Genomic DNA, 21800 nt, shown 5'->3' with positions numbered 1-21800 from the left:
CTTGCTCCTTTCTTAATTAACAGGCTTACCACCAATTGTTAATATGTTTCCGTCGTCTTGTCCATCACATGTTGCCTTGATTCCCCAGGCTGCATATATTGCATCTTCACTGTTGTGAGTCTGTACTGCGTCTGCCTGAATTTCGATTTGGAAGGCTTGTCCATCGTAAAGATATTCGTTTACTATGGTTCCTTTAATTTCTACGCCATCCTCTACATATGGCTTTGTTTCTACGAAGGATGTAAGCTTACTTTTTACCTGTACTGATACTAAAAACTCTGCTGCATTTCCACAACCAAGCGGTGTTGTCATGTAATAAACTGCCTGCTCTGCTGTAGTTTCATCAGGATTTAAATACCATCCATCAGCGATTCCTAACTCAATCAAATCAGGATCAAGATTTGTGCTTTTACCATCCTTGTACCAATTCTTTCTAACTACAACTCTTACATATTCACTGTAGCCAGTTTCCTGATTAGAGTTATTAACAATTCTTACACTCTCGTTGTATATTTTTCCTACTTTGAATTTCTCATCCTTTGCCACTTCACTGAAATTCAATTCATTTTCTACTGCAACGTATCCTTCGTCTGTTTTCTCCTGAACCTCAACTGAAATTGTTGCTGTTGAGAAGTTTACTCTCTCAGCTGCTGACTGATAAACAATTGCTGCTCTTGCTGCCCCAGCAGATGCTGAAATAATGATTATCAAGCCAAGTGCTAATATTATCAGAGGGTTCTTATAAAATTTTTTCATACTCATCCCTCCTATCGCATCTGCTCAATCACTTCAACAGGTTGCACTTGATCTTCGTTGGAAATTGCATTTGTCCAATCAGCGTATGCATTTCCTTCCTCGTCGTAAAGAACTTTTGTTGCTTCCTGAATGATGATTACATTGAAATCGCTTGTACTACCGTCAAAATCAATTTTCAGGTTAAGATCTTCCGTCTTTTCACCAGGTTTAAGGATTTCGCTGTAGTAATAATACCCACCATCTAAATCCGACCAATTAGTAGATGTTTGCTTTGTAATCGTACAGGTGTCTGGATATAAAGCCTTAGCTCTAACAAATATGTCGTAATCACCTGTATTCGAAATCGCTATTGTTTTAATCATGTGATTCACATCATCATCCATCTCTGGAAGCTCTACATCTCCAATGGAAATTGGAATTGTTTTGCTAACAGTAGCGGTGTCTGTAAAATATGCTATGGCCGGTTTCACTGCAAGACCACCAATTAAGGCAATGGCTGCAGCCACTAATATTAATCGATTTACTTTCATAATTAGCTACCTCCATCTCACATCTACCTAAAAGTTTCAGCTGGTTCCATATGTAACTGTTCCTTTGGATTGCCATCCTTGTCAGTCCATATAATGTTGCCATTCTCATCTACGGTGAACTGATTTTCTGCGCTAATTCCACCGGAGATTAGATTTCCGTTGTAGTCATTTTCAAAATTAGCTGTTACTGTATCTCCCGGTTTTATCACTAATCCTGAAACTATCTCATTCCCTACTGCTTCATAGCTAGCACCTGTGTATATCTCTTCTACTGTGACAACTGCTGATGCTGGTAAGTCCTTTATTATTCTTGTCTTGCTTCCAGCTTTGTCAAAGTCAATTGAATACACATTGTTTAAAACTACCTCGTTATCCAGCGTTGCTGTAACTTTATAAACAAATGATGCTTTTCCCAGTGACTTATTGAATGTATCCAGAGTCTTTGTTATAGCAAGATCACCATATGCTTGCTCAGCCTCTGATTTGATTGTAAATTCTACATCGTACTGCCACTGGTCACTTCCCTGTCCTGTCATAATGTATGTACTGGTTGGTGCATAGAGGATATAGCTTGTAAATGTGTATGTATACCTTCTATCTGCTGCAGGCTGTGGCACGTATAAATAGATTCCAGCTCCGTCTGGCATGGTAACTGTTTTTTCAGATTCACCATCCTCTCTATTTATCTCAATAGTGATGTAGTCTTCCATGTCTTTTGCAATAGGTTCGGCAACAGCCACTATATTATCTATGATGTCCTCTGGCGATGGGTTTTGATCTAAAATACTTAAATCTATATCTTCAAACCCAGCTTCTATAGTGGCTTTGCCTGTCTCTCCAATATCAGCTATCTTATATAGTCTGATTTGAAGCTTACCGTCAAATTCCTGTGCAAATATCGATTGATCATTTTCAGCTATTTTAGCTGTAATAGTAATCGGAGTATTAGGATTAATCCTTCCAGCAGCTTTTAACCCAGTTATCTGTAGACAGCCTATGATTAATAAAGCCCCAAGAATTATTCCTATTAATCCTTTTGATTTAAATACTGCCTTCTTCATTGGCGACTCCCTTCCAAGTCACTATGACTTTACCATGTTAAAAACCTGCTTTTTTTCTTCTGTTCAAGTAGAACATGAATGCTGATAAAATCATCATTGCAATTCCGGTTACTGTAGTTTTGTATACTCCGCTTCCACCTGTGTAAGGTAAAGCTGATGCTTTTTTGTTTATGAACTCAAATCTGTAGGTAATAACTTTTCCGTCTCTCACTGGTTCAACCAAGTACTCTGTTCCTTCTGGATTGCCATCAAATGTTACAATTCTTACTGTAGGAACATTCTCATCAGAGATTGTGATTATCCATTTGTCATCGCTAGTAACATATCCTGTAGGAGCCTGCATCTCTTTCAACTTGTAAATCTTTCCAGTTGCTACAGTGTCATTCCAAACAACCAAACCTGATAATTGTTCAACCTGTTGGCTAGTTCCTGTATAAGATGTAGCCACTGTTCCTTCTTCTGCCTGTTCTTCGAGTACGAATTCTGCACCATCTAAGTAATCACCACTCTGATTTACCTTGTAGATTTCCCAAACATTTTTGAAATGTACCTGAACTACAGGCTTAGGGAAATCAAGCTTGCCTGACTGGTTGTTTATTACATAAGTTGTATTAGCTAAACCATTTGAATAGAATCCAGGTAAAAATGATGAGGTAATCGGATCGTTGTTTCCGTGATCTGTATTGTCATCTCCTTCGTGTGGATAAGGATTCTCATCTTCAATGTGCTCGTAGTAGTAATCGTATGCCAAATCACTTGGCTGTACGTAGAACTTAACCTGATACTCATATCCATCATCTAACAGATAACCCTGTGGGAATACCATGCTAATTGTTCTTACAACTGTTCCATCAGCATTATTTTTAACGATGTAATTTGCTGTTAGAACTGTTCCATCAGGTAATGTGTATGTGGCAGGTGATTCCTGAATTCCGTTTTTGATGACACCTGGCACACTAGCTACACTCTCATCTTGAACATCCTGTAAGTCTAAGGTTACGTTAATCTTGAATTTACTATCTGGAACGATGTCTACATATTCACTAAGTGTATCTGTCATAACTACATTTGATGAGTAAAGCATCTCTGTACTAGTTTCAATTCCACCTGTTGCAATGCCGCTGATTGTTCCAGCCAAGCTATCAAAGATAGCGCCAACCTTTTCAGGTGAAATATTGTATGCTTGCGCTGTTTCCTTAGCTTTTACTTTGGCGCTCATATTCTGTAAAAGTGTAAATGCATCTATACCACCTGATGTATCACTATATGAGTTGTAGCCAAGTCCCATTCCTATTGCGTAGAAATAATCACATGTTACATTTTCAGCTGCATTGTATGTTTCACTTTCTATGGTTGTTGTAAGATTAGATCCGTTTCCATAAACTGAATTTCCTATCTGGTAATATGTAGGACATCCATCTGTAAGGAAGATAATAATAGTCTTTGCATCTGATCTTGCTCCAGCCACCTGATCATTGGCCTTTTTTAGTCCAGCACAATAGTTTGTACCACCACCAATGTCTTCTGCTGGTCCAAGATTTTCTGTCACTACAACATCTCCTGTGTCCACCCAGCCATTTGTCATTAGCTTTGCAGATTTACCAAAATCTATAACCTTCCACTTAGCATCAACATCATCTTTATCCTTCATGGTCTCAACCATGGAATCAACTGCTGCTACTACACATTTGATTCTTGTATTTAATACAGGATCTGTTGTTGCATATCCCATTGAATTTGATTTATCAACCACAAGAATAATGTCTACTTTGATATTTTCTTGCTGTTCAAGTTCTTCTGATGTATCAATAGTAGTAACTATTTTTTGTTCTGGACCCTTAAACTTGATTGTAAGATCGTAATTGTCATCTTCTGCATGGTATCTAATATACTTTGCAACTGATGCTGATACAGTTTCTATTGGTCCACTAACTGTTGTATAGCAGTTCTTAAACTTAATATTTTTTGTAGACTCATCATCAACAGATGTTTCTACTACTCTTGTATCCTGTGATGCAGCTTCATATTGAACTAATAATGTATCTGCCTGATTCTTCTTTACCTCTAAAATCTTTGTTGTGAAATCCTTTAGTTTATAAGTACTTCCATCGGATGTGCCTGTTTCAGTAATGTAATAATTACCTTCGGCAAGGCCTAGGAATTCAGCCTTTTGTCCAGAAAGTAATGTAAACATTCCAGATGCAGCGTCTGTAGTTCTTAATTCTTCACCTACATAATATTTTGTTGCGCCTACTGGAACACCTTCTGAATTCTTGATTACAAATTCATAAGTTGTAGTAGTATCTTCTTTTGCAGCACCTGTTGCAATTTTCTGTACTGTAAGATTGATGTTTTTCTCGTAGTAGATGTCCAGCTTTGCCTTAGCATGTGAACTTAATGCAACTGAAAAAACAACTGCCCCATCCTTACATAAATCCAGATAATATGAATTATTATTTTTTCTGAATTTAAGACCATCAACATCTTTATGCATTCCATTTACAACAAATTCAGCTCTCTTAAATTTGTAGCCTGGAATATCATCAATCTTATCTGCAATAACAATTTCAGGAGTACCTTCGTTGACATTGATTGTATCTCGCTCTTCCTCATACTCTGGAATTTCTTCATCTTCTACTACCTCAACAAATTTATTATTGAAGGTTAATTCTATCTGTCTATTTGTATTTCCATTCCAAAGTAATGTATATACTGAGAAGCTATCGTTTGTGAAGCTTGCACTCTTTACTGAAGTATCAGATGCAGTTGAAACAGTAGCACTACCTGCTTCTGTAAGATTTTCAACCTGGTCTGTCTTATCATTAATGTGTACTAAATCAACTTTTAACTCGTTGGCGTTGTCTACATCTTCCATTTCAACTGGACGCTGCTCGCTCTTGTATTCCATTGAAATAGTTACATTATCAGATGGCTCAACTTCTTCGCCTGTTTCAATGTCTGTAAAACAAATATCGTATGCCAGGAATCCATATACTTCATTTTCTGAATCAGCTAACAGCTCTTCCATCTTGTCAGCTGTGTGATTATAAAGATCTCTAGTTTCTTCATTTTCTTCTGTAATAGGCTTAACCTTTAAATCAGCATTTTCAGGAATTGCACCTGAAACTGTTACTATTACATATTCATCTTCATAAACGAGTACTGGATCAGGAAGACGCTTGTAACCACACTTAACGCAAATACCGTCATCGTCGTATTCACATGTCTCTATATACTCTTCCATATCACAAAGAGCACATGTTACTGTGTGGCTTCCATCTTCATTGGATGTGTAGATGAGTTCGTGGTCACATTCTTCTTCCTCTTCTTCCTCTTCTTCCTCTAGCTCTTCTTCAAGTTCTTCATCAAGCTCGTCATCCAATTCGTCGTCTAACTCGTCGTCAGACTCATCATCCAATTCACCATCGAGGTCGCCATCATCTGGATTTCCGTCATCTGGATTGCCGTCATCTGGATTGCCATCATCCTGACCATCACCATCCTGATTTAAACCATCTCCTAATAGAGCGTTATTAGGAGTTTGGTCGCCAGTTGGATCAGCTTCACCTGGATTATCAGGTGTTACACCATCTGTAGGTGTTGTAACCTCTGTAACTGGTTCCTCAGTTGAAGATGTACTTGGTTCTGTCGGTGCACTTGCCTCAGGAACAGAAGCAACTTCCTCTGTAGGAGTAGGAGTATCCTCTGAAGGCGCATCTGTTATATCAGCAAATGCACTTATTGACATTGCCAAATACAGTGGTACTATAAGACCTAATGACATGATCTTATTAAGTAAAATAGGTAGATTTCTTTTCATACGCTTCTTCCTCACTTAATATTTGCCAATCAACAATGTCTCCTACAAAACGTTACATTGCATAACTTTTTGTGAGTTCAAGTTAACATATATTGTGTGACAAGTCTGTGAACTGGCAAGAATTATCTGAATATTGGCAAGAACGTAATTAATTTACTATACAACTTGTGAGAATTTTGTGAACAAAGTCACGAAATAACTTTATAGACTTTCGTAAATATGATGGTAGAAAACGAACACTGAAACGTTTACTGAGAAAAAAATACGGGACAGCTTACGCTGTCCCGTTTCATTTTATATTCTATGTATAAACAACCCACTTCTTAGCTTTGGCTCAAACCATGTGGATTTTGGTGGCATTAAAAGTCCTGCATCTGCCACATCAAAAAGTTCTGCGATACTGGTTGGGTACATGGCAAATGCCACTCTGCAATCTGTAGCACATCTGCGTTCCAATTCCCCTAATCCTCTGATGCCTCCTACGAAATCAATTCTATCGCTAGTTTTTGGATCATCGATTCCAAGGAGTGGTTCTAGCACTAAATTCTGTAGCAATGAAACATCAAGGCCCTCTACCGGGTCGTCAGATAAAAGCTCTTCTCTAACCTGGTACAAATACCAGACGCCATCCAGGTACATGCTCCACTGGCTCTTCTTTTCGGGTCTGATGGCTTTTTCTGATGTAGATAGCAAATCAGCCACATTATCCAGTTCCTCCAGGAACTCTTCTGGAGCCATGCCATTCAAATCCTTGACTACTCTATTGTAATCATAGATTTTCAGCTCATCGTCTGGGAATAGCACTGACAAGAAGAAATTGAAATCTTCCTTTCCAGTATAATCCGGATTCTCCTCACGGCGTTTGAATCCCACCTTCACCGCAGATGCCGCTCTATGGTGGCCATCTGCAATGTAAATAGAATCCATCTTATCGAATGTGGTAGCAATCAGTGCACAAGTCATCATATCATCAATTACCCAACAGCGATGTGATATGCCATCCTCTGCCACGAAATCATATACAGGCTTACGGCTTTTTGCCTTCGCAACTATGCTGGCAATCGTAGCGTCTTCCCTGTATGCAAGGAAAATAGGACCTGTCTGTGCGCTGCAGGTATCCACATGGCGAATTCTATCCTGCTCCTTCTCCGCTCTGGTATTCTCATGCTTCTTGATAACGCCATTAGCATAGTCATCTATGGATGCACAGGCAACTATTCCTGTTTGTGAGCGTCCATCCATAGTAAGTTCGTAGACATAATAAAAAGGCATATCATCCTGAATGAATCTGCCCTTTGCTATCCACTCATTAAGCATTTCCGCAGCCTTGTTATAAACCTTGTCGGAATACATGTCCACATCTGGCTCAAACTGAGTTTCTGGCCTATCGATTGCCAAAAACGAACCAGGCTGCTCCTTTACTTTTTGATATGCCTCTTGTCTATTGTATACATCATAAGGAAGGGCTGCTATTGTAGCAGCCTCCTCTTTACTTGGTCTGATTGCCTTAAACGGTACAATAAGCGCCATTATTTTACCACCCTAACTTTTATAACACCATCAACCTTCTCTATTTCTGAAATAACCTGATCTGTAAGCTTGCTTCCAATATCAAGCAATGTGTATGCGAAATCCCCACGGCTCTTGTTTGTCATATCCTCTACATTGACATTGTCCTTACTAAGGATTGTTGTAAATGAAGCGATAAGACCAGCCTTGTTCCTATGAAGGATTGCTACACGGCTTTCTGCTGTACAAATTCCCATATCGCAATCTGGATAGTTTACAGAGTGAGTAATGTTACCATTCTCCATATAGTCCATTACTTCTTTAACTGCCATAACTGCACAGTTGTCCTCTGCTTCCTCTGTTGAAGCCCCAAGATGAGGAGTGCAAATAACCCCCTTCTTTCCAGCAACAGTAGGATTTGCAAAGTCTGTTACATAGTGGCGAACCTTACCTGATTCAATACCATTAAGCACTGCAGTCTCATCAACAAGAAGATCTCTAGCGAAGTTGAGAATAACAACGCCCTTCTTCATCATCTGTACTGCTTCTTTGTTAATCATGCCCTTTGTTGAATCAAGAAGAGGTACGTGAACTGTAATGAAATCACATTCCTTATAGATATCTTCTACATTTGTTACATGCTTTACGTTTCTTGAAAGGTTCCATGCTGCATTTACAGAGATATAAGGGTCATATCCTAATACTTCCATTCCAAGACGATTTGCATCGTTGGCTACCTTAACACCGATAGCACCAAGTCCGATAACACCAAGCTTCTTTCCTGCAATTTCAGTTCCGGCAAAAGCCTTCTTTGCCTTCTCTGCAGTCTTACCGATGTTCTCGTCGTCCTTGTTTTCAAGAACCCAATCGATACCACCTACGATATCACGTGAAGCTAAAAGCATTCCTGCGAAAACAAGCTCCTTTACACCATTAGCATTTGCACCTGGTGTGTTGAATACTACGATTCCTTCCTCTGCACATTTATCAAGAGGAATGTTGTTTACGCCAGCTCCTGCTCTAGCGATGCACTTAAGCTTATCCCCAAGCTCCAAATCATGCATTGCTGCTGAACGAACCAAAGCTGCGTCAGCCTCGCTGATATTCTCTACCTTTTTATAGTCTGTGGAGAAATTAACTAAGCCCTTGTCAGAAATAGGATTTAAGCAATTATAAGTAAACATTAGTCATTCCCTCCTTATGCATTTTCTTCTTCGAACTTCTTCATAAATTCAACAAGCTTCTCTACACCTTCGATTGGCATAGCGTTGTAAATAGAAGCACGCATTCCGCCAACAGTTCTGTGTCCCTTAAGGTTTACAAATCCTGCTGCTGTTGCCTCTTTTACAAACTTAGCATCAAGCTCCTCATTACCTGTAACAAAAGGTACGTTCATAAGTGAACGGTCTTCCTTTCTAACAGTTCCCTTGAAAAGCTTTGAAGAGTCAAGGTAATCATATAAAATCTTAGCCTTCTTTTCGTTAAGCTCCTTCATTGCTGAAAGACCACCATTCTTGAGAAGCCACTTAAACACCTTTCCACAGATGTAGATATCGTAGCAAGGTGGTGTGTTGTAAAGGCTGTCATTATCTGCCTGTGTTTTGTACTTAAGCATTGTTGGTGTGCCAGGAAGAACGTCGTCACGGATTAAGTCCTCGCGGATGATAACAATTACCATACCTGCAGGTCCAACGTTTTTCTGAACACCGCCGTAGATAATAGCGTACTTGCTAACATCTACTGGCTCTGAAAGGAAGCAAGAACTTACGTCTGCTACCAAATCCTTCCCCTTTGTATTTGGAAGAGTCTTAAATTTTGTGCCATAGATTGTATTATTTTCGCAGATGTATACGTAATCCATATCATCTGTGATTGGTAAATCCGAGCAATCTGGAATGTAGCTAAATGTCTCATCTGCTGAGCTTGCAAGCTCTACTGCCTCACCGTAAATCTTAGCTTCCTGATAAGCTTTCTTAGCCCACTGACCTGTGATGATATATCCAGCCTTCTTGTTCTTCATAAGGTTCATAGGGATTGCTGCAAACTGCTGGCTTGCACCGCCCTGAAGGAAAAGAACCTTATAGTTATCTGGGATATTCATAAGAGTGCGGATATCAGCTTCTGCCTCTTTGATGATGTCATCGAATACCTTTGAACGATGACTCATCTCCATAACAGACATTCCACATCCCTTATAATCAAGCATTTCATCAGCGGCTTCTCTCAAAACCTCCTCTGGTAAAACAGCTGGTCCAGCACTAAAATTATAAACTCTACTCATTACACTAATCCTCCTTGAAAAACTCGTTAATAGGTGCTCCTGGTGCTACCATTGGCCATACCTTGTCATCTGAATCGATGATACAGTCAATAAGCACAGGCTTCTCGGAGACAAGGGCCTCCTTCAAGGCACTTTGGAATTCCTCCTGAGTTGTAACTCTGTAGCCTGTTGCACCCATAGCCTCAGCTAACTTAACGTAATCTACTACGTCATCAAGGACTGTTGCTGAATAACGCTTTTCATAGAAAATTGTCTGCCACTGTCTTACCATTCCAAGCACGTGATTATTAATAACAATTTCGATGATTGGAAGCTTTTCTCTTACAGCTGTTGCAACTTCGTTCATGTTCATGCGGAAGCAACCATCGCCGGCGATATTGATAACCTTTTTATCAGGATTACCTGTCTTCGCACCGATTGCAGCGCCAAGGCCATATCCCATTGTTCCAAGGCCACCTGATGTCAACAACTGATGAGGCTTCTTGAACTTGTAGTACTGAGCCGCCCACATCTGATGCTGACCAACCTCTGTTGCGATAATTGCATCGCCCTTTGTCTGTCTGTAAGTTTCAGCAACGATATACTGACCTGACAAGCCTTCTGCTGGAACCACCAGAGGATACTTTTCAGATAGTTCCTTAACATGCTTCATCCAAGTAGCATGATCAGCCTGCTCAAGAACTTTATTTAATCTAGATAAAATTTCCTTTACATCTCCAACAATAGCATGATCAGTAAGAATATTTTTATTAATTTCAGCAGGATCTACATCAAACTGTAGAATCTTTGCATTGCTAGCAAATTTGTCTGGATTTCCAAGAACTCTATCAGAGAATCTGGTACCAACAGCGATAAGCAAATCGCACTCTGAAACGCTAAGGTTTGAAGCCTTGCAGCCATGCATACCAAGCATTCCTGTGTATCTTTCATCTCTGCCATCGAATGCACCCTTACCCATAAGAGTGTCGCAAACTGGTGCATCAACAAGCTCTACAAACTTCTTTAATTCCTTTGAAGCATTTGCAAGAACTGCACCACCACCAACAAAGACAACTGGCTTTTTAGACTTCTTGATAAGCTTAACTGCCTCTTTGATACCATCCTCAGTAATGCTCTTTTTAACTCGGCCAACTGGTATTGGCTTCATTGGCATGTATTCGTATTTGTTAGTAGGAGCTGTAACATCCTTTGGCACATCAATGAGAACTGGACCTGGACGACCGCTCTTTGCAATAGTAAATGCACGGCGGATTGTCTCTGCCAAATCCTTGATATCCTTAACAATGAAGTTGTGCTTTGTGATAGGCATTGTAATACCAGTGATATCAATCTCCTGGAAAGAATCTTTACCAAGCAAAGATACATTTACATTACATGTGATGGCAACAATAGGAACTGAGTCCATATGAGCTGTAGCAATACCTGTCACAAGATTTGTTGCTCCAGGACCACTAGTAGCAAAGCACACACCAACCTTGCCAGTTGAACGCGCATAGCCATCTGCTGCGTGAGCTGCTCCCTGCTCGTGGCTTGTAAGCACATGATGAATCTCATCACTATGCTTATAAAGCTCATCATAAAGGTTTAGGATGGCACCGCCTGGATAACCGAAAACTGTATCAACTCCCTGTTCCTTCAAACATTCTATAATTATTTCTGAACCATTTAATAACATTCTCTAACTCCAGTCCGCCAGTTACGTCTACAAGCATTAGATTTTCTCCGCTCAACAACATGTTTCGCTTGAGAAAACTAATAGCTTGATGACTACTGGCTCATCTCTATTTAAGGATTGCTCCTCTATTCCCACTAGTTACTTGTTCAGCGTACCTTCTTAGATACCCTGTTTTTACCTTAGGCTCTCTAGGACTCCACTTAGCTTTACGAGCTGCAAGCTCCTCGTCGCTAACCTTTAAAGTCATAGTGTAATTTGGTATATCGATGGCGATAATGTCGCCCTCTTCTACAAGTGCAATTGGTCCGCCAACAGCTGCCTCCGGTGAAACATGTCCGATGGAAGCACCACGGCTGGCACCTGAGAAACGTCCATCTGTAATGAGAGCAACTGATGAACCAAGTCCCATACCTGCAATTGCTGATGTAGGATTAAGCATTTCTCTCATACCAGGGCCACCCTTAGGTCCTTCGTAGCGAATGACTACAACATCTCCCTCTACGATTTTGCCACCCTTGATAGCTGCGATAGCATCTTCCTCTGAATCAAATACTCTGGCTGGTCCCTCGTGAACAAGCATCTCTGGCACTACTGCACTTCGTTTTACAACTGAACCATCTGGTGCAAGATTTCCCTTGAGAACTGCAAGACCACCTGTCTTTGTATATGGATTGTCCACAGGTCTGATAACCTCTGGATTTCTATTTACTGCATTTGCAATATTCTCACCAACTGTCTTTCCTGTAACAGTCATGCAATCTGTGTTAAGCAAGCCTATATCTGCAAGCTCCTTCATAACTGCCCATACGCCGCCAGCCTCATTAAGGTCTTCCATGTAAGTAGGACCTGCTGGTGCAAGGTGACAAAGGTTTGGTGTCTTTTCAGAAATAGGATTTGCGAATTCGATATCAAAATCAAATCCGATTTCGTGAGCGATTGCTGGCAAATGAAGCATCGAGTTTGTTGAGCATCCAAGTGCCATATCTACTGTAAGGGCATTGAGGATTGCATCCTTTGTCATAATCTGACGAGCTGTAATACCCTTGTTATACATATCCATAACAGCCATACCAGCATGCTTTGCAAGACGAATTCTTTCTGAATATACTGCTGGGATAGTGCCGTTTCCTCTAAGTCCCATTCCAAGTGCCTCAGTAAGACAGTTCATGGAATTGGCTGTGTACATACCTGAGCAGCTTCCGCATGTTGGGCAAACATTCTCAACGAAGTTTTCTACCTCTTCCTCTGTCATGTTGCCAGCGGCATGTGCGCCAACTGCCTCAAACATAGAAGAAAGGGAACGCTTCTGACCTTCTACATGACCTGCAAGCATTGGACCACCTGAAACAAATACAGTTGGTAAATCAAGTCGAGCTGCTGCCATAAGAAGTCCTGGAACGTTCTTATCACAGTTTGGCACCATAACAAGTGCATCAAACTGATGAGCAAGTGCCATACACTCTGTGGAATCAGCAATTAAATCTCTGGTAACAAGGGAATACTTCATTCCGATGTGTCCCATTGCAATACCATCACAAACTGCGATAGCTGGGAAAACCACTGGAACACCGCCTGCCTCAGCAACTCCAAGCTTTACGGCATCCACAATCTTGTCAATATTCATATGGCCTGGCACGATTTCGTTGTACGAAGATACGATACCAACCATTGGCTTTTTCATTTCTTCTGGAGTAAATCCCAATGCATTAAATAATGATCTGGCTGGCGCCTGCTGCATACCAGCTCTTGCGTTATCACTTCTCATATTTACAACTCCTTTACAATTAAATCACCCATCTCCACGGTACCCACGCGAGTTACGGCTGAGCCGTCGCGAGGCATAATGTCGATTGTGCGGTAGCCAGCCTTAAGTACCTTCTTTACGGCATTTTCGATTGCATCTGCCTCAGCATCTAAGTCAAAGCTGTAGCGAAGCATCATTGCTGCCGAAAGGATTGTGGCTATCGGATTTGCGATACCCTGGCCTGCAATATCAGGTGCGCTTCCGCCAGATGGCTCGTACAATCCAAATTTTGTATCGTTAAGGGAAGCAGATGAAAGCATTCCAATTGAACCGGTAACCATAGATGCTTCATCTGAAAGAATATCCCCAAACATATTCTCTGTAAGGATTACATCAAACTGACCTGGATCCTTGACAAGCTGCATTGCGCAATTGTCTACAAGCATGTGCTCGTAGGAAACCTCAGGATAATCTGCTGCAACCTCTTCTACTATCTTTCTCCATAGTCTAGAGCTATCAAGTACATTAGCTTTATCAACTGATGTAACTTTCTTTCTACGCTTCATTGCTATATCAAATCCACGCTTTGCAATTCTGCGAATTTCATTTTCTGAATAAGTAAGAGAATCTCTGGCAACAAGCTGACCGTTTTCTTCCTTTGTTTCACGCTTGCCAAAGTAAAGACCACCAGTAAGCTCACGCATAATCATCATGTCAAAACCATCGCCGATGATATCGTCCCTAAGTGGGCATGCCTCTTTCAATTCATCATATAAATATGCTGGTCTAAGATTTGCAAAAAGATTAAGACTTTTACGAAGCTTTAAAAGGCCGGCCTCTGGACGTTTGTCGGCTGGTAGCTTGTACCAAGGACTGGTAGATGTGTTGCCACCAATTGAACCCATTAACACTGCATCACTTGCAAGAGCTTTTTCTACTGCCTCATCTGTAAGTGGCACTCCTGTTGCGTCGATTGAGCAGCCTCCCATGAGGATTTCAGTATAGTTAAATGTGTGTCCATATTTAGCACCGATAGCATCAAGAACCTTTATTGCTTCAGTAACTATCTCCGGACCAATTCCGTCTCCCCTAATAACGCCAATGTTACATTTCATAGCTTTCTCCTAATTACCATTCTAATTAATAGTTACATTTTAGTACACTAAAGTGTGAAATTCAATTAAATTAAACCTCATTTTGATATCTTTGACAAAATAGCCCAAATACTTCTAAAATACATATGAAGTGTTTAGTAAACTTTACCACTTTAAAGTATGACATTCTACTATAAAATTCTTTTAGGAGATTTTTTATGAGTTCTAAAGATAAAATTCTAGAGCTGCTAGAGGCCAATAAATCAACATTTCTTTCAGGAGAAGCAATGGCTTCATCCCTTGGAATTTCAAGAAACGCCATCTGGAAAGCCATCAATGACCTTAGAAAAAACGGATATGAAATAGAAGCAGTAAGCAACAAGGGTTATAGACTTGCTGGGCAAAATGATATTCTCTCTTCTGCCGGCATAAGCTCATACCTTAAGGAAGATGTAGCTGACATTTACAAAGGAAATGACAGTCTGATTCACATCTACGACTCCATTCCATCTACCAATCGCAAGGCCAAGGAGCTTGCCATCACAGATTTAAAATATGGCACACTTGTTATTGCCAACGAACAAAGCGAGGGACGTGGCCGAGCAGACCACAGCTTTTATTCACCAAAAGGTGGATTGTACATGAGCGTGGTAATGACACCAGAGCATTTGCCAAGCACCGATTCAGATGAAATCACCACTTTCATTGGCAATGCCGTTTGCGATGCCATCGCATCTCTCACCGATGTAAAGCCTACACTAAAGCCAATCAACGACCTTTTCGTTGGAGATAAAAAAATTTGTGGAATCCTGACAGAAGCCGGAACTGAATTTGAAACTGGACGTCTCCAGTGGATTGTTATTGGAATCGGAATCAATTTTAACGCTGATATAAACGCATTTCCGGATGAGATAAAAAACAAAGCTACCAGCCTATTCTCCGATGGCAACATCACCATCACAAGAAATCAGCTAGTAGCAGAAATTCTAAACCGTATACTGAAATAATTTTACTGTGCAACTTCTATTTTGAAAGTTGCACTTTCTTTATCTGAACCATCTGTAAGTGTTAACACATCATCTACTAAGGTTACGTATTTTCCTGGCTGAGCCACGCTCTCTAGGCTTACCCCACTTTTATCTGCAAGTCCTTCCACTGTTTTAAAGGTCTGATTAGCGGCAGCGCCTTCACTTGCTTTTGTATCCTGGCAAAGGGTTACTGTTCCGTCAGAATTTGCTGTGATGTAAAGACCTGGCTTGTTTTCAGATTCGATTGAGACATATGACTCATTGGTAAAATCCGCCTTTCCGCTTCTAATCACCCAATCAAAATCCTTAGAGTCTCCTTCAACAAGATTAATTCCAATGGCAACATCCTTGTATGGATAATCGCTGTCTGCTGAAGAGCAAACAAATGGATTATGAGCAATTTTAACTCCGTCTATAGTAGAAATGGTGGATGTTTTGCCTGAAATTCCTGCTGCACTTTCCTCAAACAAATCTATACTTCCATCGTCATTAAACTGAAGCTCCACAACACAGGCAGTTCTTCTGAAGCCGCTTCCTGCTGGCAGCGAACCATTGTGATATACAAAATAAGTCTTGCCCTTAAAGTCAAATACCGCCATGTGATTAGTGTTTGATGTAGCAGTAGGATTCATAATTTTCTTAGTCTCGCTCCAATCACCGCTTAACAAATCGTCAGTAGTTGCATAGGCCATGCACTCTCTCCACTGATGTGCAAAGAACAGATAGTAATCGCCATAGTAATTGCCATTTTCATCAGATCTGCGATAAATCCAAGGTGCTTCTGTGTAGCTTTCCAATCCATCAGTGCGAATCACAACATCATCCTCTCCTGCTACCTTGCCGCTAGTAATCTTTCCATCACCATTAACATCCGTCACAGAAGTCATATCCTCATTAAGCTCACACACAAAAAACATGCCATTACCCCAAGCAAGATAACGATGCTCCACACCATCCTCATCTGTTTCAATCCAGGCTGTAGGATCGATATCGTTGAAGGTGCTGGTGTTTGGCTTTGTAACAGTGCTCTTCACAAGAGGAGCCCCTATATCAACAAAGGTACCAGTTGGCGAATCTGAAACCGCAACTCCAATACACTGCTTACCCGTCTTGTCCCAGCTGCAATAATATAAGTAGTATTTATTTTTTCCATCGGTAGGGTCTGTATGCTTCATCACCTGGGATGCCCATGCAGATGTGTCGTTGCTAGTCCAGCTAACATCTTCCATGGACATTACCACTCCCTCGCTGGTCCAATTCACCATATCTGTAGATGAATAGCACAAGTACTCAGGAATGTTATAAATAGATTTTCCAACCTCCTCATCTGTAGAATCATCATGGCCCGTGTACAGATACACTGTATCTCCATCCACAAGCACCGAAGGGTCGCCACCGTACACATAGTCCTCATTAGAAGATACTAAAGGATTTCCCCCATCCTCTTTCTCAAGCACAACTTCCTTAGGCGAGCCACAGCCCACAAGGCCCACAGCCGTCGTTGCAATCAGCACTGCAACCATCGCTTTTTTCTTCATGTAATTATCCCCCTAGTTGTTTTCGTTTAGTTTTCGTTAAACTATTTTATAATTATGTATAACATTAATATGTTCCACTTTCAATAGAAATAGACGTGAAATATTCAACAAAAAAAGGACTCCGCAATTAGCGAAGTCCCTGAAAATCAATGATTATTTATTTGAACGTCTCCAGATGTGCATCTTCTCTGCCTCAGCAATAAGCTCATCACGGAAGTCAGGATGTGCGATACCGATAATCTTTTCTGCACGCTCCCAAGCTGAAAGTCCCTTCAAGCAAACCTTACCATACTCTGTAACAAGGTAGTGTGTGTTTGAACGAGTATCTGTAACAATTGAGCCCTCAGCAAGTGTAGGACGAATACGGCTCTTTACTGTACCATCCTTTGTTGTGAATGTAGATGAAAGGCATACAAAGCTCTTTCCACCATTTGAAAGATAAGCACCAAGTACAAAATCAAGCTGTCCGCCTGCACCAGAAATGTGCTTTGTTCCAGCTGACTCAGCATTGATCTGACCAAATAAATCTACATCAACAGCGTTGTTGATAGAGATGAAGTTATCAAGTGCAGAAATCTGACGAATATCATTTGTATAATCAACAGGAGCACTCATAAGCTCTGGATTCTCATCCATGTAATCGTACATCTTCTTTGTACCAGCACCGAATGCATAAGTCTGACGGAATCTATCAATGTTCTTCTTAGAACCGTTAATCTTTCCAGCTTTTGCAATATCAACAAATGCATCAACATACATCTCTGTATGAACACCCAAATCTTTCAAGTCCGACTCAGCAATCATGGCGCCTACTGTATTTGGCATACCGCCAATACCAAGCTGTAAGCATGCACCGTTTGGAATTTCCTCAACGATAAGCTTAGCAACAGCTTTATCTACATCTGTAGGAGCAGCGCTGCCACCCATCTCAAGGATAGCTGGGTTATCGCCCTCTACAATAGCGTCTACCTTAGAGATATGAACTCCCTCTTCAAATCCACCAAGGCAACGTGGCATGTTTTTATTAACCTCTACAATAATGTGCTTTGACTTCTCAACTGCAGCCATAAGATGTGATGCATTAGGACCAAAGTTGAAATAGCCATGGTTGTCCATAGTTGTAGTCTGAATCATAAGAACATCATTTGGCTCAATATGATCTCTGTAGTATCTAGGAAGCTCAGAGTATCTGATTGGTGCATAATAAGAGCATCCTCTTGCAATAAGCTTTCTCTCAAGGCCACCCATATGCCATGAGTTCCAGCAGAAATGCTCACCTGCATCCTCACGCTCAAAAATTGCAGGCAACTTCATCAAAATACCACCACGTACCTTTACATCTCTAAGCTCATCAGTACGTGCAGCTAAAGCCTTATCCAAAGCATCTGGTGTGCCAGTACACCAGCCATAATCAACCCAATCCCCACTTTTTACTACTTTCACAGCCTCAGCTGCAGTAGTCAGCTTCTTCTTATACTCAGCCTGAAAATCCATAATAACCTCCGCTCGTTAAATTTTTATCAATTAACGTCATTTTACCACTATCATCCTACACAATCAATCTAAATTTTGTGATATAATTAACATAGTAAATTTCATCAGGAGGTAACACTATGGCAAAACAAGAAATTGAAGTTGCTGGTGCTAAAAGGCAGATAAAGATTACCCCTTTTGAGCATCACACAAAATATCATGAGACAGATCAACAGGGAATCATCCACACATCCAATTATCTAAACTGGATTGAGGATGCCAGGATGAATCTTATGGAGCAGATGGGACTTTCATTTAAGCAGATGCTTGATATGGAAATCACTTCCCCTGTAATCTCTCATTCTATTGAATATAGAAGTCAGGTAAAATTTGATGAGACTATCGTGGTAGATACTAAGTTGGTTTCCTACGATGGTCACGAAATGGAAGTAGCTTATCGTATTTACGATAAGGTTACTGGAGAGGATCGTGCCGTAGCAAAAACTAGACACTGCTTTATGAATAAATCAGGAATCCCTATTTCTATGAAGAGGGCTTATCCTGAGCTTGATACAAAGTTCTTTGAATTTAAATAACAGATAATGAAAAACCTTCCTGCAAATACAGGAAGGTTTATTTTTTACATCCCCTTAGAACCAATTTCCATTAAAAGATTGATAAGCTCAATGTCTGATTCCTGAACTCTAAGGTTTGTTTCGATTTTTTCACCAGCTGGATCAGTGATTGCAATTTCAATAACTGAACCTGGTGTCATTGCTTTGTTTTTAGCTGCTCCGAAAAATGGAAGAAGCTTTGGATGATTTGCATTGAAAGTGGCTGCTGCACTTCTAACTCTAAATAAATCTGCTGGATTAAATGCCATGGTAATCTCCTTATATCATGTATTTTCTGAGAAGCTTTTTTAGCTCCTCTTCTTTGATTGGTTTTTCGATGTAGTCGCTGAAGCCAAAGCTTTCGTATTCTTCTCTAGCGCCTACAACTGCATTTGCTGTCTGCATGATAAGAGGTGTATCCTTGTTTGGATTGTTCTCTATGGTATCCATGATTTCCTTTAGCTGGAGGCCATCCATGCCAGGCATCAAATGATCAATGAATATAATATCATATTTTGTTCTTTTTATCTTCTCTATTGCTTCTGCTCCACTGATTGCTGTATCCACAGTGACATCAGTGTCGTTCAAAAGCATAGTGAATACCCTAAGATTTATAGCCACATCATCAACTACAAGTATTGCGCCAATCACATCAAATACTTCATGTCTGTCAGCCACACGTCTGTCGCCATTAGGTCCCATAGAGAATGTGCCACATGGTTCCACTGAGCATATCTCCTGTGGGATTACAACTGTAAATGACGTGCCCTTACCTAATTCTGATTCTACAGCTATCTGTCCATGCATCAAATCTACAAGCTGCTTAGTGATTGTAAGACCAAGACCGGTTCCCTCAATTTTGCTTTGCGCAAACTCTCCTACTCGCTTGAATGAATCAAACAAATATGGGATGCTCTCTTCTGCAACACCAATTCCCGTGTCACTTACCGTAATTATCAAAAGCAGTTTCCCTTCTGATATCTTTCCCTGTACTGAAAGAGTAATTCTTCCCTCAGGTGTATATTTTACTGCGTTAGTAAGAAGGTTTGTTACAACCTGTATGATATGCTCCTTGTCGCCCTTTAGCTTTTCTGGAAGCACATCGCTCATATCCACTTCAAAGGATAATCGACTAGCCTTTGCTCTAGGTCGAACAAGCGCGTAGCATTCGCGGACCATATCCATTAATTCGTACTCTTCTTCTTCTATCACAATCTTGCCTGCATTAACCTTTGCAAGATCTAGAACCTCATTTACAATTCCAAGGAGATAGTTGCCAGCGCTGTTTACATCACGGGCGTAATCCAGAATATTATCTTCTCTGCTTTCCCTAAGAATCATTTTATTCATTCCAAGGATTGCATTAATTGGTGTTCGCATTTCATGGCTCATTCTTGTTAAGAATGCCGTGCTGGCATCCTGAGCCTTAACTGCTGCATACATGTCTCTTTCCATTGTTCGCACATCTGTCAGAGCACGAATATACGACATGACGATGAAAAACAGTAAACCGCATAAAAGTATTCCTCTATCCACAGTAGTTGGTCTACTGTTGTAGGAAAGAATCTGTGCAAATCCAGCTACAAGAGCGCCGGCTACGCCAACCAAATCTGCCCAATTGTTTTTTAAACGACCTTGGATAAAATCTATCACAATGGAGATAGTAAATATCAGCATCGTAAGAACTATTGCAATGAAAGCGAATATCAACACATTTATTAAATCAGTGTCATTAAAGAACTGCAGCATTATTGCTATGTAGCCACAGAAAACATCAAGCACAGAAACAATCAAATAGAAAATGCGATAACGTCCCTCCTGAAGCCTGTCAAAATAAAAAGCCGTGGCAAACGGAAGCATCATAAGACTTAGGTATGTCATATAGGATAAAAGTGAAAAGTTCGGCGCTATGAACTGTCTTATGTTAGACTCGGCAAGTGACCACAGTCCCGCGCACATAACTACCCAGCCTGCGTAGAACAAAGGCATAGTTCGTCCGTAGGTAGCCCGTACCACAAGGCCTATTACAAAAGCAATAAAGCCAAGTATTAATAGCATCGAAGTCAATATCAGAGCATACTTCTCTTTAGCAAAAAGATTCTTGGTAATACCAAGCTGAGTTCCTATGCATATATCGCCAAGAACTCCCGAATAGTTATTGTCACCTATAAAAACTATTTGCAAGTTTTGACCATTATCCTCTGGATAAACTGGAATAAACATTAACGCACCTGGGCTGTTGTCACCAAATAATCGTGAATCCTTGGTTGAATAGCTGTATCTCAATTCACCATTCACGAAGGCGTTAATATCCTGCTTTGCAGAATCAAAGCTAACAAACAAAGGCACATCTACATTGATTTCTTTTTCAATTACAAACTCATGTGAAGATTCAGGCTGATATTGTCCTGGAATATCTATGGCTTCTTTGGTGCCATCAGAGTAGATTCTATACCATCCATCATCATAGCTTTCAAGCTCAAATGAGGTGTAGGTTCGCTCCTCTTTTAAATAACTCTCACCCCAAATTAAAAGCCCAATAATAAACACATAGATTAGTACTCCGGCTACGAGCACAATTTCATAGATAAATAGACTAGTCCTTTTCATAATTCAATCCCCGTAATTCTTACAAACACTACAGTAATTGTAATATTTAATTTCGTTCAAAACAACA

16 protein-coding genes are annotated in these 21800 nt (G+C 40.4%); 2 read left to right on the top strand and 14 right to left on the bottom strand.

Going from position 1 to position 21800, the window contains the following annotated elements; all coding sequences use genetic code 11:
* Positions 1 to 12: 12 nt before the first annotated feature.
* The 10 genes from BMY66_RS06265 to leuB all read right to left on the bottom strand — a co-directional run bounded on the left by BMY66_RS06265 (position 13) and on the right by leuB (position 14491).
* A complete protein-coding gene (locus tag BMY66_RS06265) occupies positions 13 to 756 on the bottom strand; it encodes a hypothetical protein (protein WP_090394552.1) in 744 nt (247 codons plus the stop codon).
* A gap of 11 nt (positions 757 to 767) precedes the next feature.
* Complete coding sequence (locus BMY66_RS06260; RefSeq protein WP_049960212.1) at positions 768 to 1286, bottom strand: hypothetical protein; 519 nt, start codon at positions 1284 to 1286, stop codon at positions 768 to 770.
* Positions 1287 to 1309: 23 nt separating this feature from the next.
* Positions 1310 to 2347, bottom strand: coding sequence for a DUF5979 domain-containing protein (locus tag BMY66_RS06255; protein WP_090394551.1), 1038 nt, complete (start codon positions 2345 to 2347; stop codon positions 1310 to 1312).
* Between the two features lie 37 nt (positions 2348 to 2384).
* On the bottom strand, positions 2385 to 6167 hold the full coding sequence (locus BMY66_RS06250; protein WP_090394550.1) for a DUF7604 domain-containing protein: 3783 nt from the start codon (positions 6165 to 6167) through the stop codon (positions 2385 to 2387).
* A gap of 294 nt (positions 6168 to 6461) precedes the next feature.
* Positions 6462 to 7697 carry a DUF1015 domain-containing protein gene (locus BMY66_RS06245; RefSeq protein WP_090394549.1) on the bottom strand — a complete coding sequence of 412 codons (1236 nt, stop codon included), beginning with the start codon at positions 7695 to 7697 and terminating at the stop codon, positions 6462 to 6464.
* Entirely contained in the window at positions 7697 to 8860 is a 1164-nt protein-coding gene (locus BMY66_RS06240) for a phosphoglycerate dehydrogenase (protein WP_090394548.1), read from the bottom strand. The genes BMY66_RS06245 and BMY66_RS06240 overlap by 1 nt, the downstream gene beginning before the upstream one ends.
* Positions 8861 to 8874: 14 nt before the next feature.
* Positions 8875 to 9957, bottom strand: coding sequence for a 3-phosphoserine/phosphohydroxythreonine transaminase (gene serC, locus BMY66_RS06235; RefSeq protein WP_044933680.1), 1083 nt, complete (start codon positions 9955 to 9957; stop codon positions 8875 to 8877).
* Between the two features lie 4 nt (positions 9958 to 9961).
* Entirely contained in the window at positions 9962 to 11632 is a 1671-nt protein-coding gene (ilvB, locus tag BMY66_RS06230) for a biosynthetic-type acetolactate synthase large subunit (protein WP_090394547.1), read from the bottom strand.
* Positions 11633 to 11738: 106 nt separating this feature from the next.
* Positions 11739 to 13397, bottom strand: coding sequence for a dihydroxy-acid dehydratase (ilvD, locus tag BMY66_RS06225; RefSeq protein ID WP_090394546.1), 1659 nt, complete (start codon positions 13395 to 13397; stop codon positions 11739 to 11741).
* A gap of 2 nt (positions 13398 to 13399) precedes the next feature.
* Complete coding sequence (leuB, locus tag BMY66_RS06220; protein ID WP_090394545.1) at positions 13400 to 14491, bottom strand: 3-isopropylmalate dehydrogenase; 1092 nt, start codon at positions 14489 to 14491, stop codon at positions 13400 to 13402.
* A gap of 197 nt (positions 14492 to 14688) precedes the next feature.
* Between leuB and BMY66_RS06215 the strand changes: the two genes are divergently transcribed.
* Positions 14689 to 15477 (top strand): biotin--[acetyl-CoA-carboxylase] ligase, encoded by a 789-nt coding sequence (locus BMY66_RS06215; RefSeq protein WP_090394544.1) that lies wholly within the window; start codon positions 14689 to 14691, stop codon positions 15475 to 15477.
* 2 nt (positions 15478 to 15479) lie between these two features.
* Here the strand turns inward: BMY66_RS06215 and BMY66_RS06210 are convergent, their stop codons facing one another.
* Positions 15480 to 17036 (bottom strand): family 43 glycosylhydrolase, encoded by a 1557-nt coding sequence (locus BMY66_RS06210; protein ID WP_090394543.1) that lies wholly within the window; start codon positions 17034 to 17036, stop codon positions 15480 to 15482.
* Positions 17037 to 17189: 153 nt separating this feature from the next.
* A complete protein-coding gene (locus BMY66_RS06205) occupies positions 17190 to 18530 on the bottom strand; it encodes a butyryl-CoA:acetate CoA-transferase (RefSeq protein WP_090394542.1) in 1341 nt (446 codons plus the stop codon).
* 119 nt (positions 18531 to 18649) lie between these two features.
* On the opposite strand from BMY66_RS06205, the gene BMY66_RS06200 reads away from it, so the two are divergent.
* On the top strand, positions 18650 to 19105 hold the full coding sequence (locus BMY66_RS06200) for an acyl-CoA thioesterase (protein WP_044933674.1): 456 nt from the start codon (positions 18650 to 18652) through the stop codon (positions 19103 to 19105).
* A 44-nt stretch (positions 19106 to 19149) separates the two neighbouring features.
* On the opposite strand, the gene BMY66_RS06195 is transcribed toward BMY66_RS06200, so the two are convergent.
* Both BMY66_RS06195 and BMY66_RS06190 read right to left on the bottom strand, forming a co-directional pair.
* On the bottom strand, positions 19150 to 19392 hold the full coding sequence (locus tag BMY66_RS06195; RefSeq protein WP_044933673.1) for a hypothetical protein: 243 nt from the start codon (positions 19390 to 19392) through the stop codon (positions 19150 to 19152).
* A 10-nt stretch (positions 19393 to 19402) separates the two neighbouring features.
* Positions 19403 to 21733 carry a hybrid sensor histidine kinase/response regulator gene (locus BMY66_RS06190; RefSeq protein ID WP_090394541.1) on the bottom strand — a complete coding sequence of 777 codons (2331 nt, stop codon included), beginning with the start codon at positions 21731 to 21733 and terminating at the stop codon, positions 19403 to 19405.
* Positions 21734 to 21800 lie beyond the last annotated feature (67 nt).

Source organism: Pseudobutyrivibrio sp. C4 (assembly GCF_900111635.1).
In the GTDB taxonomy this organism is placed as follows: Bacteria; Bacillota; Clostridia; order Lachnospirales; family Lachnospiraceae; genus Pseudobutyrivibrio; species Pseudobutyrivibrio ruminis.
The sequence above is the reverse complement of the archived record's forward strand: the minus strand, read 5'-3'. Positions and strand labels throughout refer to the sequence as shown.